General features: G+C 37.4%; 13 protein-coding genes. 4 read left to right on the forward strand and 9 right to left on the reverse strand.

The genetic code is table 11. From position 1 onward, the window contains the following. Nucleotides 1–10 precede the first annotated feature (10 nt). Genes WH188_RS18700 through WH188_RS18720 form a run of 5 tightly spaced genes read right to left on the reverse strand, consistent with a single transcriptional unit; the run spans nt 11 to nt 6,989 of the window. On the reverse strand, nt 11–649 hold the full coding sequence (locus tag WH188_RS18700; protein WP_445265590.1) for a c-type cytochrome: 639 nt from the start codon (nt 647–649) through the stop codon (nt 11–13). Beyond that, nucleotides 633–1,169 (reverse strand): DUF3341 domain-containing protein, encoded by a 537-nt coding sequence (locus WH188_RS18705; protein ID WP_021189356.1) that lies wholly within the window; start codon nt 1,167–1,169, stop codon nt 633–635. Before WH188_RS18705 ends, WH188_RS18700 begins: the two co-directional genes overlap by 17 nt. Before the next feature lie 5 nt (nt 1,170–1,174). Next, nucleotides 1,175–2,650, reverse strand: a complete 1,476-nt coding sequence (gene nrfD / locus WH188_RS18710; protein WP_021189355.1) for an NrfD/PsrC family molybdoenzyme membrane anchor subunit — start codon at nt 2,648–2,650, stop codon at nt 1,175–1,177. Nucleotides 2,651–2,679: 29 nt separating this feature from the next. Continuing rightward, the gene (locus tag WH188_RS18715) at nt 2,680–5,685 is read right to left on the reverse strand and encodes a TAT-variant-translocated molybdopterin oxidoreductase (RefSeq protein ID WP_168128268.1); all 3,006 of its coding nucleotides are present in this window, start codon (nt 5,683–5,685) and stop codon (nt 2,680–2,682) included. A gap of 38 nt (nt 5,686–5,723) precedes the next feature. Next, nucleotides 5,724–6,989: a c-type cytochrome gene (locus WH188_RS18720; protein ID WP_315402293.1), complete on the reverse strand. Its 1,266-nt coding sequence runs from the start codon at nt 6,987–6,989 to the stop codon at nt 5,724–5,726. 345 nt (nt 6,990–7,334) lie between these two features. Between WH188_RS18720 and WH188_RS18725 the strand changes: the two genes are divergently transcribed. Then, complete coding sequence (locus tag WH188_RS18725; RefSeq protein WP_339424472.1) at nt 7,335–7,820, forward strand: methionine-R-sulfoxide reductase; 486 nt, start codon at nt 7,335–7,337, stop codon at nt 7,818–7,820. Here WH188_RS18725 and WH188_RS18730 read toward each other — a convergent pair. Continuing rightward, nucleotides 7,804–8,808: a LacI family DNA-binding transcriptional regulator gene (locus tag WH188_RS18730; protein WP_132843804.1), complete on the reverse strand. Its 1,005-nt coding sequence runs from the start codon at nt 8,806–8,808 to the stop codon at nt 7,804–7,806. The genes WH188_RS18725 and WH188_RS18730 overlap by 17 nt on opposite strands. 149 nt (nt 8,809–8,957) lie before the next feature. Between WH188_RS18730 and WH188_RS18735 the strand changes: the two genes are divergently transcribed. Beyond that, on the forward strand, nt 8,958–11,240 hold the full coding sequence (locus tag WH188_RS18735) for a GH92 family glycosyl hydrolase (RefSeq protein WP_315402298.1): 2,283 nt from the start codon (nt 8,958–8,960) through the stop codon (nt 11,238–11,240). A gap of 68 nt (nt 11,241–11,308) precedes the next feature. Then, the gene (locus WH188_RS18740; protein ID WP_021190954.1) at nt 11,309–11,635 is read left to right on the forward strand and encodes a DUF493 domain-containing protein; all 327 of its coding nucleotides are present in this window, start codon (nt 11,309–11,311) and stop codon (nt 11,633–11,635) included. A 96-nt stretch (nt 11,636–11,731) separates the two neighbouring features. Here the strand turns inward: WH188_RS18740 and pnp are convergent, their stop codons facing one another. The 3 genes from pnp to WH188_RS18755 all read right to left on the reverse strand — a co-directional run bounded on the left by pnp (nt 11,732) and on the right by WH188_RS18755 (nt 15,878). Further along, a complete protein-coding gene (gene pnp / locus WH188_RS18745; RefSeq protein WP_339424473.1) occupies nt 11,732–13,891 on the reverse strand; it encodes a polyribonucleotide nucleotidyltransferase in 2,160 nt (719 codons plus the stop codon). Between the two features lie 263 nt (nt 13,892–14,154). Further along, entirely contained in the window at nt 14,155–14,433 is a 279-nt protein-coding gene (gene rpsO / locus WH188_RS18750; RefSeq protein ID WP_021191167.1) for a 30S ribosomal protein S15, read from the reverse strand. A gap of 230 nt (nt 14,434–14,663) precedes the next feature. Beyond that, the gene (locus tag WH188_RS18755) at nt 14,664–15,878 is read right to left on the reverse strand and encodes an acyltransferase family protein (RefSeq protein ID WP_339424474.1); all 1,215 of its coding nucleotides are present in this window, start codon (nt 15,876–15,878) and stop codon (nt 14,664–14,666) included. A gap of 319 nt (nt 15,879–16,197) precedes the next feature. Between WH188_RS18755 and WH188_RS18760 the strand changes: the two genes are divergently transcribed. Further along, complete coding sequence (locus tag WH188_RS18760) at nt 16,198–17,430, forward strand: ROK family protein (RefSeq protein ID WP_339424475.1); 1,233 nt, start codon at nt 16,198–16,200, stop codon at nt 17,428–17,430. The last annotated feature ends 17 nt before the right edge of the window (nt 17,431–17,447 follow it).

The following is a 17,447-nucleotide window of genomic DNA, read 5'->3' on the forward strand; positions in this document are numbered from 1 at the left end:
TGATGTTAGATTATTTCTTTTGTAATTCATGAACGTACATAACAACTTCCCAACGTTCTTCAGGAGACAACTGCGATGCATGCGATCCCATTGAGTTGTGACCGTAATAAATCGTATGGTAAATCTTACCATCTGTCAAATCAGCCATCATACCGCCACGAGAAGAATTTGCAGCATCCGTTTTATGATAAGACGGTGGATTAGGGAAATTCTCAAGCTTACGTGTGCCTCTAGAATCTGTAATTTCACGGTCTTTTGTAATAGAACCATCACCTTTACCTTCTGGTCCGTGACAAACAGCACAGTAAGTAGTAAACAAAGCCTGGCCTTTTTCAAGTCTAGCTTGTGTTAACTCAAAAGGGTTAGTAACTTCACGTCCTGCGCGTTCGTAATCTTCCATAGTGTTGGCATATTCAAATCTGGTAAAACCGATCGGATCTGTACCTTTTGGAGGTATTTGTGCAGTTTGCTTGTTTTTAAAATTCTCGTTTGGTTGATCTGGATTGAAAGCAATCGGATCGTACATGTTGCGAGAAAACTCCCAACCTGTACTACGAGTAGTCTTGTCACCACAAGAAGAAACGACTGCTGTCAACGACAGAGCTGCACATACTGTAACTAGTAAATTCTTCTTATTCATAACTAACATATTTTCTATCATTGTACTTAACTTCTACAGCACCGGCCTCTTTCAATAAAGAATCGATCAAAGCATGGTCTGTGTTCTCACGAGCATCTATAGCGATAACGAAACGATCATCTGTAGCTCTTAAATCCATTACGCGAGGTGTACGTCCCGGGAATAAATGATTGCGATAAAAGAAAGTTGCAACCATACCCAAGGCACAGATTAAAATAGTAACCTCAAATGTTACTGGAACAAAGTTCGGGATAGCGAATGATGGTTTACCGCCGATATTCATTGGCCAGTCGTGTACCATTGTATAGTACAATAAACTGAATCCTAATGTTGTTCCTAGTGCTCCAAAGCAAAATGCTGCAATAGGCAAACGCGAAGGTTTAACGCCCAATTTATCTTCAATACCGTGAATTGGCATTGGAGTAAAGCAATCATAGATGCTTACATTATTTTTCTGCAATTTGTCGATCCCATGCATCATTTCATCCGGATCAGCAAAACTACCTAATATATATTTTGTATTGCCCATTGCTATTATTTTAACTCTTTAATTTCTTGTTCTGTTACCGAATCATATTTACCTAAAGAATCTCTAAAGTATTCCACTTGTTCAGCTGGGAATGCGCCTTCTTTAACCAATTTCGTTTTTTGTTGTAAACTAGAGCTTTTCAGCAATAATTTAACCTCTGCAATCGCGATACCTGGTAAGAAACGTAAGAACAATAAGAACAATGTAAAGAATAAGCCGATTGATCCAACGAAAATACCAACATCTGTCCAAGTTGGGTAAAACATAGCCCAAGATGAAGGTAAATAATCACGGTGTAATGAAGTCACGATAATTACGAAACGTTCAAACCACATACCGATATTTACCACGATTGATAAGATCCATGAAATAGGAATACTCGTACGGATTTTCTTAAACCAGAATAATTGTGGAGAAATTACGTTACAAGTCATCATTGACCAGTAAGCCCAAGCATAAGGACCAAACATACGGTTTTGGAAAGCGTACATTTCGTACTCCGATTGTGAATACATCGCGATGAATAACTCTGTTAAATATGCAATACCAACGATAGAACCTGTCGTCATGATAATTTTATTCATGGCTTCAATGTGGAACATCGTGATATAATTCTCAAAATTCATTACTTTACGTAAGATCAACAATAAAGTCTGCACCATCGCAAAACCTGAGAAGATCGCACCAGCAACGAAGTATGGAGGGAAAATTGTTGTATGCCATCCTGGGATAACAGAAGTTGCAAAGTCAAAAGATACAATCGTGTGTACCGAAAGTACCAATGGAGTTGAGATACCTGCCAATATAATTGACACAATCTCAAAACGTTGCCAAGTTTTTACTGATCCGTTCCAACCGAAAGACAATACAGAATAAATCTTTTGTCTTAAACCAGTAGCACGGTCACGAATAGTCGCGATATCCGGTAATAAACCACAGTACCAGAATACTAAGGATACCGTGAAGTATGTAGAGATCGCAAATGCATCCCATACTAATGGTGAGTTAAAGTTAACCCATAAAGATCCGAACTGGTTTGGCAAAGGGAAAATCCAGTATGCTAACCAAGGACGCCCCATGTGAGCTACAACATACGTTGCGGCACAGATAACGGCGAAGATCGTCATCGCCTCTGCCGAACGGTTGATGGAGTTACGCCAGTTCTGGCGGAAAATTAATAATACGGCCGAAATTAACGTACCTGCGTGACCGATACCTACCCACCATACAAAGTCGGTGATATCCCAAGCCCAGCCTACAGTTTTGTTCAGACCCCAAGCGCCGATACCTGTCCAAAAGGTATAACTAACGCTGACTACCCATAATAAAGCACCTAATACGGCTACAGTGAATCCGATCCACCATGCTTTATTCGGTTTATTTTCAACCGGTAGTAAGATATCATCCGTAATTTTAGCATACGTAATGTCCTTACCGGTCATTAATGGTTCTCTTAATATTGATTCGTTATGCGATGACATAGTATTTTTATTTCAAATAATGAACAAGATTACGCCTCAAAAGTGTTTCTAACTTTTGTCATATAACCGATACCCGGCTGTACATTGATTTCCTCAAGTACGTAATAAACACGCTCATTGCGTAATGCTTTAGACACTTCTGATTCTGGATCATTAGCATCACCAAAGATAATCGCATTTGCAGAACATGCTTGTTGACACGCCATTTGGATATCGCCGTCTTTTACTTTACGGTTCTCCATTTTCGCATGTAATTTACCCGCTTGGATACGTTGGATACACATCGAACATTTCTCCATAACCCCACGTGAACGTGTCGTTACATCTGGATTTAATACCAATTGTGTAAACTCATTATTCAAGTAGTTGTCAAAACGTGAATCATTCCAGTAGTTAAACCAGTTAAAACGACGTACTTTATATGGACAGTTATTCGCACAGTAACGTGTTCCGAAACATCTGTTGTAAGCCATATGGTTCAAACCTTCTGATGAGTGAACAGTAGCTAATACTGGACATACCGTCTCACATGGTGCATGTGCACAATGTTGACATAACATCGGTTGGTGAACAACGGTTACATTTTCGAAACTATTCAATTTTTCAATATCCGCTTCTTTTGTATATTCTTTACCATCCTCTTCGATAGTGTAGTAACGGTCAATACGTAACCAGTGCATCTCACGACGACGGCGAACCTCATCACGACCTACAACAGGAATATTGTTTTCTACGTTACAAGCAACGATACAAGAACCACAACCTGTACATGCATTTAAATCGATTGCCATCACCCATTTGTGACCTGGTTGCTCATACTTGTTCCACAAATCATACGTTTTGTGTTTATCTGTAAAGCGGCCTGACTCTGAGTTAGGATCTTTTAAATATTTAGCGAAAGTAGTTTCACGAATGATGTTACGACCTTCGATTGTGTGATGTGTTTGTGTTTGCGCTAATTGATAGATCGTATTCGCTTTAGCGATAGTTGCTTTAGCTACAAACTGAATTGTACCATTAACTAAGCTTGCAAAAGGGTAAGCATTTTTACCTACATTATTACCAGCCTTACCAACTTTAGTACGTCCGTAACCAATAGCTACTGAAACAGTACCCAAAGCTTGTCCCGGTTGTTGAACAACTGGTAACTCAACTTTGTAACCGTTAGCTTCAACAGTAACTGTTGCATCTTCACCCAATCCTAATTTCTCAGCATCTTTAGGGTTAATAGCAGCATAGTTGTCCCAAGTTACTTTTGAAACCGGATCAGGAACTTCTTGTAAGTAGGCATTATTTGCATATCTACCGTCACGTAAAGCACTTGATTCATACAATTTCAATTCGAACTCACCAACTACTGTTTTAGCAGCCGCGATAGCAGCACTAGCAGCAGCTTCTACATTACCAGCGAATGAATAAGAAGCTGCAGTTTTTGCACCTTTATATTCAAATCCAGTTTGCAAAACGCTATTCCAGTTCTTTGTACTTCCAGCTAAAATAGTTGAAGTCCAAAGGTTTTTAACGAATGAATAGATATCTGTTGTATCACCCGCCCAAACCAATAAAGATTGATCCGCTTGACGTGTGTTAAATACAGGATTAATTGTCGGTTGAACGATTGAGAATAAACCTTCTTTTGGAGAAGCATCACCCCAAGACTCCAAGAATGTATTTGTTGGAGCAATAGCAGTCAATTCTGAAGCTGTTTCATCAGCACGTTGAGAGAAAGATAATGTAAAATCAACTTTCTTCAATGCGGCTTTCACGTCTTCAGCTTTGAAATAATCATAAACAGGGTTACTGTTTAAGAATAAAGCAACACCTACCTGACCAGCATTTGCGTTTGTCAAGAATTGTGAAAATGCAACGTCTGAACCTTGATGTTGTTTAGAGAAATTATCTAAATCAATTGTCGATCCGTATGAAGCTAATGCACTGTTGATCGCATTTGCTAATGTTTGAATGTTAATATCATTCGAACCAGCAACAACAACAGCAGCACCTTTGTTTGCTAACAATTCTTTTGCCGCTAAAGTAACCGCAGTTTGTGCTCTTTTTGCAGCAATACCACCCGCTAAAGAAGAACCTGTAATTGCATTATATAATGAAATTAAAACAGCAGCTTCTTCCGAAGGTTTAATTGCGATACGCACATCGGCATTTGAACCGGTCATACTTAGACCCGACTCAAACTGAATGTGACGTGACATCTTACCATTTTTCAATGATTTGTAATCACGGTTTTTAATATATTGCTGTGTATGCTCCTCGCCCGCTAACCAAGTTCCTAAGAAATCAGCTGCTACTGAAACAACAACATTTGCTTTTTCAAAATTGTATGAAGGAACAACTGCTTTACCAAAGGAGTTTTTATTCGCTTCAATAATAGCGCTATAAGAAACAGCGTCTACTTGAACCAAATTAGTCGTTGGGTACTTCGCCGTTAATTTAGCGATTGCAGCCAATGTAGTAGGACTATTTACTGTGCTTGCAACAATAGTAATTTGTTTTCCAGCAGTAGCTGCTGCATTTAAAGCAGCGATAACAGTACTATCTAATTTAGACCATTCAACATCCTGCCCTTTTATTTGGGCTGTTTTTAATTTAGACTCATCATATAAGTCTAAAACTGATGCTGCAGTTCCCGAATCTGTACCTTGATTTAAACCAATTGCGTTCGGGTTTGCCTCTACGTTAATAGGACGACCTTCACGCGTTCTTACTAAGATACTCTGACCGTTAAAAGTCGAAGTATAAAAGTTAGGAATACCTGGAGTAATTTCCTCTGGTTTAATTAAATAAGGAACTGCTTTATGCACAGGAGTGCTGTTACAAGCTGCTAAAGTAACAGCCCCAACACCAAAACCTAATGCTTTTAAGAAGTCACGGCGAGGAGTTTTTGTACTCAACCCTGCTTCATTTAAGACATCTTCTACAGGAATAGATTCGGCAAACTCACCCTTGCTTTTTTCTACAAAAGCAGGTGTTTGTTTCAATTCTTCCAAACCTTTCCAATATTTTTTATTGCTATCCATTTAAGCTGTATATAAGATTGCGTATTTCTGAATAATTATTAATAGTGACATTTACCACACTCAAGACCACCGATCATCGCCGCTGTCATTTTTTCACCCTTTTTGATGCTTTCATGCGCTTTGATTAAGTCTTCGTAGTATTTGTTATCTGATTTCACATCTGTTGCCTTATGACAATCCACACACCATTTCATTGTTAATGGCGAGTATTGGTATACTTCTTCCATTGTTTCAATAGGTCCGTGACAAGTCTGACACTCTACTCCTGCTACTGTAACGTGTTGTGAGTGGTTAAAATAAGCAAAATCTGGCAAGTTGTGAATACGAACCCACTGAATCGGCTTAGGATTGTTTCCGTAAGTACGAGTCTCTGGATTAAAATCCAATGCGCGGTAGATTTTTGCAATCTCAGGTGAAATTTCACCATCATAATGCTCAGAACCAGTAATCGTATTGTGACAGTTCATACAAACATTTGCAGAAGGAATAGATGCATTTTTAGATTTAAAAGCACCACCGTGACAATATTGACACTCAATTTTGTTTACACCTGCGTGTAATTGGTGCGAGAATTTAATCGGTTGAACCGGCTGATAACCTGTGTGAACACCTACGTTCCACATGGTTTTCCAACCACCAACAGCTAATAAAGCAACAAGCATTAATACAGCAAACCCGACTAATTTCTTGTTCTTAACAAAAGCTTTAGCAAAAGCAAGGAATTTAGAACTCGTTTGAGGCTCCTCTTCTGCTTCAACAGCAGCTTGATTTGTTGCGATAACCTTCTCTAAAGTACGGATGACACGGTTTAAAACAACGATAACAACAATTGCCAAAACAACTACCCCTATTAATCCGAAGATCATAAACAAGTTAGCATTGTCATCTTTCGCAGCTCCACCACCTGTAGCACCAGCTTCTTTAGGTTTTTCAACAGACTCAGCTTTAATATAAGCCAATACTGACTTAATATTATCATCTGATAAATCTGTAAAAGAAGTCATCACAGATTTATTGTACTCCTCAAAAATTGCAATTGCATCGGCATCACCGGAAGCAATTAAAGCTTGAGAGTTTTTAATCCATTTAATCAACCACTCTTCAGACTTAGTTTCGGTAATACCTTTTAAGGCAGGACCAACAACTTTTCTATCAACTTTGTGACAGCTCGTACACTTTGCTTTGAAGATTTTTTCACCTTCCTTGACATCTTGCGCATGCAGCGTCGTAACGGCAAATAACAGCACCAAACTCATTGACGCTATCCTCGCAAGTTTTCCCAAAACGGATGAGATATTTCTCATATTTAACACTTTATACTATTTATTTGTGAATATAAAAATTTAAACACCATTCTAAACAGAGCACACTCTGCCTAGTAATGCCACAAAAGTATAACTTATTAATAAATCCCTGACAATTTTGTGACGTTATTTATCAATTTATAATCGTTCTAAATTATTTTAAAATGACTATTTAATGCAGATTTAAACCACCTCTTATACTTCAAGGCGGAAATTGATAAGCCTCAAATTTAAGACATCAATAGGACATAAAAAAATTCAAAACTGCCCGAAAGTGATTCTTGATAACAGTATGCTGACAAAGAATTGATTAGAGAATTGTAACTTTACGGATATGCAGTTATCATGAAAAAATTAGTATTTTTATATGGCTTGATTTTTTTAATAACCTCCTGTAATGCACAGACGCATCAAGCTCCAAAACAAACATCAATCTTTAAGACAATGGAAGATTCAACAAAATATAACAAATTAACGCCAGAAGAGGAACATGTTATTGTTCACAAAGGAACGGAGCGTCCCTACACGGGCACCCTACTTGATAATAAAACAAAAGGAACTTACGTTTGCAAAAGATGCAACGAGGCACTTTATCGTTCGGAAGATAAATTTGATTCGCATTGTGGCTGGCCTAGTTTTGATGATGAAATCAAAGGGGCCATACGAAAAGAAACAGATGCAGATGGAAGAAGAACAGAAATTCTGTGTAACGCATGCGGAGCACACCTCGGGCATGTTTTCATCGGCGAAAGATTGACCGATAAAAACACACGTCATTGTGTCAACTCCATTTCTATGGTATTTGTAGCAGATACTATTGCTTCAAAATAGAAGATTCACGTATTTTCAATTCGCAGGGTAGTGTCAGATGTTTAATTGATTTGGCTTTACCCTGCAATTTTAGCAATAAAATATTGATAATGTGATCCGCAATTTCTTCAATAGGTTGCGAAACAACAGTGATGGCAGGTTCGTGCAATTTAAATACCGTATGATCATCAAATGCAATGAGTGCCGGTAATTTATAATTATGTTTCTTCCCAGATTTAAGTCCTGTAATTGCCAAATAATTAGTTGCAAATAAAACAGCATCCAGGCGGTTATCTACAACAAACTCATGTAAGTCATCTATTGCCTCTGCTTCTGATGCGTCCAGTTGTATTTTCTTGATGTATACCTGCTTCTTAAATTGATCCATACCTTTCATGTAGCCATCTAGGCGATCCCGCATTTGGGTCTGATCAGAGTATAACGAGACTAGACCGATGCGTTTATAGCCCTGCTCATTAAAATGAACGGTAGCATCAAAGGCGCCTTGAAAATTATCAGCAATAACATAATCTGTTTCCACATCCGGCAAATAGCGGTCAAATAAAACAACAGGTACATTAGATTGAATCAAATTAGAAATTGTCTCCTCAATTCCTTCGGAAGGTGTAATGATGAAACCATCAACCTGTCGATCATTGAACATACCGATCAGTTCTTTGGTCTTCTCGCTATCATTATTGGTGCTACAATAGATAATCCGATACCCTTGCTCATAAACTTTAGTTTCAATCAAACGCGCGATATTACCAAAGAATGGATTTGAAATATCTTCAATGATGAGACCGATAATTTTCGTTTTACCTGTACGTAAACTTTTAGCAAGTTCATTAGGTTTATAGCCGACTTTTTTAACATAATCAAGAACTCGCTTTGTCAATGACTCACTTATACGCTTCTCCTTGGCTTTGTCATTCAATATAAAAGATACCGTAGTAACCGAAACCCCTAAAGCCTTTGCTATATCACTGATCAAAATTCTCTTCTTCATTAAGTATAGTGTGTTTATAATATGAGTTACTAATCTAAAAAAAAATAAAGTAATAACGCCATATATTGTAAAAATATTTAAGCTAAAAGGATTTATTAAGCAAAAAAAATGCTATATTTCACCCCTAAATAAGATCAAACTAATTAATTATGATTCAATTGAATTACAATAAAATTTTATTAAGTATTCTTGCATTATCGCCATTAAGTTCAATGGCTCAACAAAATTTGACTCAATATGTGAACCCTTTTATCGGTTCCGAAGATCATGGACACGTATTTGTCGGTGCCAATGTGCCATTAGGAGCTGTACAATTAGGTCCATCTCAGATTGCACAGACCTGGGATCAGTTTAATGGCTGGGACTGGTGCAGTGGTTACAATTATAAAAGCAAAGAAATTCTGGGTTTTACCCATACACATCTTAGTGGTACCGGTATTGGCGATCTTAATGATATTATGATTGTACCTGCAAACGGTAAAGTACAGTTAAAACCTGCAGAGTTTAACAAGATGGGTACCGGCTATGGATCTAGCTTTAAAAAAGAAAATGAAATAGCCCAACCTGGATTTTACAGTGTTCTATTAGACGATTACCAAGTTCAGGCAAATCTAACAGCAACTGAGCGTGTTGGCTATCATCAGTATGTCTATAATAAATCGGACAATGCCCACTTATTCATCGACCTTTCTTTTAAGATGAACTGGGATAAAACAACAGACTCGTACATTAAGCAAATCAATGACAGCACATTTGTCGGATACCGCTTTTCTTCAGGATGGGCAAGTGACCAAAAAGTATATTTTGCTTTAAAAACATCTGTTCCTATCCAAAAAGTGCAGTTCTATGAGGAGAACAGTCAAAAATTAGGTTCTTCTACCGTAAAAGGTCAAGCTATTAAAGCTGCTTTATTTTTTGATGCTGTAAAAAATAAAACCATTGAAGTGAAGGTTGGTCTTTCATCTGTAAGTACGACAAATGCTTTAGAAAACATACAGGTGGAAATGCCGAACTGGAATTTTGCAGATGCGAAGAAACAGGCAAATGACAAATGGAACAGCACTTTAAATAAAATTCAATTTGAAGGAGATGCAGATACCAAAACCATTTTTTATACCGCATTGTATCATACCTATTTTGCACCGACCATCTTTAATGATGCAAATGGTGATTATCTAGGTACAGACAAACAAGTGTACGAAAAACAGGATTTTACCAACCATACCGTATTCTCTTTATGGGATACTTACCGTGGACTTCACCCTTTAATGAATTTACTGGAGGATCGTAAGATCAATCAGGATTTTATTAAAACCATGCTGGCGATTTATCAGCAACAGGGAAAATTACCGGTATGGCATTTACAAGGTAATGAGACCAATACTATGGTTGGATTACCGGCAATACCAGTAGTAGCTGATGCAGTTATCAAAGGGATTTTAGATGAGAAAGATTACGAATTGGCTTGGGAAGCAGTAAAAACCACCGCAATGGGTTATGAAAACGGCTTAAAATTCGTACGTGACTTGACTTATATTCCAATTGACAGCATGGATCATGAATCTGTAGCTTGGGCATTAGAATATGCTATTGCAGATTATAGTGCTTACAAAATGGCGGTGAAATTAGGCAAAACAGAAGATGCTGCATATTTTGAGAAGAGATATAAGCTTTATGAGCAATATTTTGATAAAGAAGTAGGACATTTTGTGGGAAGAAAAGCTAACGGTGAGTTTAGAAGACCATTCAACGCATTGATGGCTAAGCACCGTGAAAACGATTACTGTGAGGGTAATGCATGGCAATACACCTGGTTAGTTCCTCAAGATGTAAAAGGCTTAATCAATCTTTTTGGAGGCGATAAAAACTTCTTGAAGAAACTTGACGAGTTCACAACAATGTCTTCCGATCTGGGCGGAGAAGCTTCAAATGATATTACTGGTCTTATCGGTCAATATGCTCAAGGCAATGAACCCAATCACCATGTCCCTTACCTGTATGCATATGCAGGAGAAGCTTGGAAAGGTTCTGCACTTGCCCGTAAAGCCATGATGGAATTTTATACAAGCAAACCTAATGGTTTGTGTGGTAATGACGATGCTGGACAGATGAGTGCTTGGTATGTGTTTTCAGCAATGGGTATGTATCCATTAAATCCAATCAGCGGTGTCTATGTTTTCGGATCACCGATGATGGAAAAAGCTACGATTACCCTTCCAAATGATAGACAGTTAACGATACAGGTTAAAAACCAAGCGAAGAAAAACAGCTACATCAAAAGTATCAAACGCAACGGTGCATCTTATTCCAAATCATTTATCACTTATGAAGAAGTTCTAAAAGGTGGTACAATCGAAATTGAAATGAGCAGTACACCAAACAAAAATTGGGGTAAAGCGCCACAGGATAGACCTATTGCAGTCGACAATTAATCTGCAAGTCTGTCAGGCCACTATTTATGGAATAGCTTTTGATAATAATCAACAAAAGGAGATTAAAAATGTCAGAATTAAACAATAACATCAATATCCAAGATATTGAAGACGGAAATAATCAGCAAGATTTCTATACAAATTTCAAAGAAAAATTGATTGCTGTAGAACAATTTCCATCCTTGTACAAATTCAAATTCATTGTAAAAGCCGATTTGGAGAAAATAGAGCAAGTAAAACAAGTATTTACGCATGCAAGTACCAAATACGCGGAAAAAGAATCATCAGGTGGTAAATACAAGTCCATCACCGTAGAGACTTTTGTCAATAATGCCGATGAAGTAATTGATTATTACAAAGAAGTATCTAAAATAGAATCCGTTATCATGTTATAACAAATGAAAACAGGCTGTCAAATAGACAGCCTGTTTTTTTTAGCAAAAAAAAGCTCACTTTTCAGTGAGCTTTTTATATGATTAAGTTTTTAAAACTTACGCTTGTGGAGCTGCGTCAACAGCAGGTTTATCTTCACGAGGAGGACGAGGCAATAAAGCTTTACGAGAAAGTTTCAATTTACCTTGTTTGTCGATATCCAATAATTTAACCGTTACTTTATCACCTTCAGTAAAGATTCCATCCATCGTTTCAAAACGTTTCCAATCAATCTCAGAGATGTGTAATAAACCATCTTTTCCTGGCATGATTTCAACGAAAGCACCAAAAGGCATAATAGACTTCACTTTACCTTCGTAAGTAGCACCTACCTCAGGTTTAGCCGCGATATTTTTAATACGTGTACTTGCATCATCAATAGCAGCTTTATTGTCTGCAAAGATCTGAACGATACCTTTACCGTCTACTTCTTCAATAGAAATAGTAGCACCTGTTTCACGTTGCATTTCTTGGATAATTTTACCACCTGGACCGATGATAGCACCAATAAATTCTTTATCGATAATGATCTGAACAATACGAGGAGCATGAGGTTTGTAATCTTCACGTGGCTCAGAAATTGTTTTCTTCATTTCACCTAAGATATGAAGACGAGCCTCTTTAGCTTGATCCAAAGCTTGTGTCAAAACTTCCCATTTCAATCCATTGATCTTTAAGTCCATTTGACAAGCAACAATACCTTTTTCAGTACCCGTTACTTTAAAATCCATATCACCTAAATGATCTTCATCACCTAAAATATCTGAAAGAATTGCATACTTACCTGTTTTCTCATCCGAGATTAAACCCATAGCGATACCAGAAACTGGAGCCTTCAATTTAATACCCGCATCTAATAATGCTAATGTACCAGCACAAACAGTTGCCATTGAAGAAGAACCGTTAGATTCTAAGATATCAGAAACAACACGGATTGTATAAGGATTTTCAGCTACTGGAGGCAATACTTGTCTCAATGAGCGTAATGCTAAATTACCGTGACCTACTTCACGACGACCTGGACCTCTATTTGGTCTAGCCTCACCTGTAGAGAATGCAGGGAAATTGTAGTGAAGGATAAATTTGTTATAACCGTTGATGAAAGCACCATCGATCATTTGCTCTGCATCTTTAGCACCTAAAGTAACAGAAGTTAATGATTGCGTTTCACCACGTGTAAATACAGCTGAACCGTGAGCTGCAGGTAAATAATTTACTTCCGACCAGATAGGACGTACAGTACGTACATCACGACCGTCAAGACGCTTTCCTTCATCCAATACTAGATTACGAACAGCATCATACTGCACATCATGGAAATATTTTTTGAATAAGAACTTCGTATCCTCATCCAATTCTTCTGGAAGTGTTGCTCTGAATTCTTCAGCAATTTTTGCGAAAGCTTCAGAACGGTCATGTTTTGCAGAAGCAGAAGCTGCTACAGCATAAACTTTATCATAAGTCGCACTGAAAATTTCAGCTCTCAACGTCTCATTAGTTGGCTCATGGTTATACTCACGTTTTACATTTTTACCTACTAAATTTGCTAATTCAACTTGAGCAGCAACTTGTTTTTTGATCGCCTCATGCGCAAAAGCAATCGCTTCTACCATTTCAGTCTCAGAAATTTCACTACACTCACCTTCAACCATACCGATATCTTGAGCAGAACCAGCTACGATAAATTCTAAAGTTGCTCTTTCTAATTCAGACATTTTTGGATTAATCACCAATTGGCCATCTATCTTAGCAACGCGAACCTCAGAAATAGGTCCATTGAAAGGGATATCAGAAACCGCAATAGCAGCAGAAGCTGCTAAACCAGCCAATGCATCAGGCATAATATCTTTATCTGCAGAGATCAAAGAGATCATTACTTGCGTATCTGCATGATAGTTTTCAGGGAATAAAGGACGTAAAGCTCTATCTACCAAACGAGAGATTAAGATCTCATAATCTGACAAACGTGCCTCACGGCGTAAGAAACCGCCAGGAATACGGCCTGTAGCCGCGTATTTCTCTTGGTAATCTACTGACAAAGGTAAAAAGTCAACTCCAGATTTCGCTTCTTTAGCAGAAACGACTGTTGCTAGAAGCATCGTATCACCTTGTTTTAAAACTACTGCACCATCAGCCTGTTTAGCCAATTTACCAGTAGAAAGTTCGATCTGGGAGCCATTGCCCATATCAATTACTGTTTTGATTTCGTTATAACTCATTCGTTGTTATTTGCGATATGCTTTTCATCTTTTGGCAGCATACCTATATTAAAAATATTTTAATTTCATCGCAAAGATAAGGTAAAATATTTATAATCAAACTGACGTAAGTTGCATTTATGACAGTAATTATTATGTGCCCCTTAACCATTGAAGGTGGTTTTATAATAATAAGTAGCATAAAATCATCATTTCAAAATTTAGCGACAAAAAAAAAGCCATCTCTAAAGAGACGGCTTTCTAAAGTTTTTATAACTAAAAGCTTATTTGATGATATCACGTAAACCAAGACCTTTAATGATCGCACGGTAACGGTTGATGTCAGTTTTGTACAGGTAAGCTAATAATGAACGACGTTTACCTACTAACATTTGTAGGGCACGTTGTGTGTTAAAATCTTTTCTGTTTTTTTTCAAATGCTCAGTTAAGTGAGCAATTCTCTTAGTGAATAAAGCTACTTGTCCTTCTGTAGAACCTGTGTTCGTTGCCGAACCTGCAAATTCCGCGAAGATATCTGCTTTGTACTCTTTACTTAAATACATCTCTGAAATAATATTAAAGCGTTAAAAATTTTTGTTAATTGACTGCAAAGGTAGCACTTAAACTTTAATCTGCAAAGAAAATGAAGATTAAAGTTTAAGTAGTAACGCTGTAGTATTAAAGTACCACCTTAATGGGTACCTAGTAATTTACATAAAGTTTAAATCAATTGAGGGACAAAATACCTGACAACAATAAACTTAAAATTCGCTCTGCATTAATAAGGAATGCCTTAAACTTTCACATAGATTTTCTTTTTATCCAAGTAATAGCATATACCCCACATCAAGGCCAAAAAGCATAACGAGTAAAAGAAAGAACCGACCTCTGGTGGACCTGGTAAAGGTTTGCAGATTGTTGTATAAAACCAGGTAAATGCGTTGGTGTATAAAACAGTTCCATCATCTCCTACCCCATCCGGAATACGGATCAGCCCTACCAATCGCGGTAAAACACCACTTAGCACAAAGATAAAAAGTGGGTTTTTGCCAAACACATCAAAAAATTTAGTCAAACCATTTTTCACACCTTGTACTTCAACAAACCAGATCATTCCACCGATGGTCATAATTCCTAATCCCGTTGTGTACAGTACATAAGAACTTGTCCATATTTTTTTGTTGATCGGAAAACCTAATGACCAGATCCATGCTAAAACTACCAGAATAAACCCCGTTACAAATAACCCTGAAAGTAATTTGAAATGAGGCTCTTTACTTTCAGGAACCTTAGACCATAACCAATCTACCTGCCCTTGCTTCTTGATATAAGTACCGGCAAGATAACCGAAAACGACTTGCACAATAGTCGGTAATGTACTCATCAGGCCTTCAGGATCAAAAGGTACCCCTTCTCCTTTATAAATATGAGCTACTCCCAATAGCTGTATATCAATCGGAGTTCCAAACCAACCTGCAAGGCTATAAGGATCTTCTGCCTGTCCAACAAAAGCACAAATAGCCCAATAAGCCAATAACATAACAGCAGAAATCCAGATCAACGCCTTCTCTTTAAAGTAATAAGCCAGAATAGAAGCAAAACAGTACGCCAAGGCAATGCGTTGAAGTACACCTAATATCCGGATACCCTTTTCAGGATTATTTGGATTTACCCAATGTTTCAATCCAAGTGCATCACCGTCCCACTGCACAAACGGAGCCCAGTTAAGGAATAAACCAATAGCAAAAATCAAAACCGTTCTTTTGATCACTTTCTTCCAGAATACAGCATCTCCAGCTTCCTGAAGTCGAGGAATAACAAAAGACATAGCATTACCAACTGCAAATAGAAAAAAAGGAAAAACAAGATCTGTTGGGGAACAGCCATGCCAACCGGCATGTTTTAATGGTGCGAACATATGAGCCCATGTTCCGGGGTTATTGACCATAATCATCAGAGCAACTGTAGCTCCTCGGAATACGTCAAGTGAATAATAACGCTGTTTCATAAAATAGTTTGTTTATGGCATAAAAATAACAATTTTACTATTCACTTTTACGCCTAATTTAATTTAAAATGGCACAAACACGGACTTTTATTTTTTAAAATTATATCTAAATAATACCAATATTATCCATCATTACATCAAACAAAAACACAATTAGGCATAACCAATAAAGTATGCATAACAACTTCAACAAGATCCGTAAGCTTTTTTAATGTTGTTACAATTGAAAAAACTTTTGAAAATTAAATCAAATTAAACTGCTAATTATTGATAAAATAAAACAAAGAGCACTATACTTATTAATAAATATTATAAAGTCATGGATTTTACAAAGAAATTTGCTTTCTTTACCCCTTCAATACGAAGATTATTAATGATGAACAGCCAAATCTTAAAAGCACTTTACTTTCAGGAATCACAATCAATTGCACAGCTAAGTAAAACTTTTAATAAAAGTATTCCGGTTATTACCAAATCAATAAATTCCTTACTGGAAATGAAACTCATTGAGGGTAATGGTTTTGCAACATCAACTGGAGGACGACGCGCTATTCAATTCAAGCTAAACAATAGCCTTTCTCATTATATGTTAGTGATCGCGCTTGATCAATATTATACATCGATTTATATTTATAATCTCGAAAACAAAATAATTGAACAGATTACTGATCAGTATAATCCCCTTGCTTGCGAATCGGAAGCACTCCAAAACATCATCAGTTATGCTGATCAGCTTATTACTAAGTCACAGATTCCACTAGCCAATTTTATTGCGGCTGGTGTCAGTATGCCCGGATTTGTAAACACACAAAAAGGCGTTAATGATTCGTACGAGAAAAAATGTAACCTACACCACATTAAAAAACACATCACTGATCATTTTAAAATTCCGACGATTATTGAAAACGACTCCACCTGCATTGCTTTTGCCGAACAAAAATTTGGCGCGGCACAAAAGACAACAAATGCGTTAGTCATCAATTTAAATTGGGGGGTCGGATTAGGCATGATCGTAAACGGTCAAATATTTAAAGGATCGAGTGGTTATGCAGGAGAATTTAGCCATATACCACTAAGCCATAGCAACACCCTTTGTTCCTGTGGAAAAAAAGGATGTTTAGAAGTAGAGGCATCGCTCAGCGCTGCAGTAAAAGATGTACAGAATGCTTTAAAGGCCGGAGAAAAATCGAGTTTAGAAGCCGAGCAGTATAATAACCTATTAGCACAAGGAGATGCTTTACTGGAGAATGCATTACAGGGCGATCAGCTTGCTATTGCCAGTCTTGGAAAAATTGGCTATATGTTAGGAAAAGGCATTGCTACCTTAATCCATATCCTCAACCCTGAAGTCATCATCATCAGTGGCCGGGGAGCCAAAGCCGGTGCCATACTCATGCCTCAGATTCAGACCGCAGTGAATGAATTTTGCATACCCCGCTTGGCCAGCACAACACAATTAAAAATATCAGAAACCAACAAACAGGCACAAAGTATTGGGACTGCTGCCTTTATTATAGAAAACACATTACAAACCCTTATAACTACAAACTAATTAGCTTATAAATCATT

The organism is Sphingobacterium sp. MYb388, from assembly GCF_037479535.1.
GTDB lineage: Bacteria > Bacteroidota > Bacteroidia > Sphingobacteriales > Sphingobacteriaceae > Sphingobacterium > Sphingobacterium anhuiense.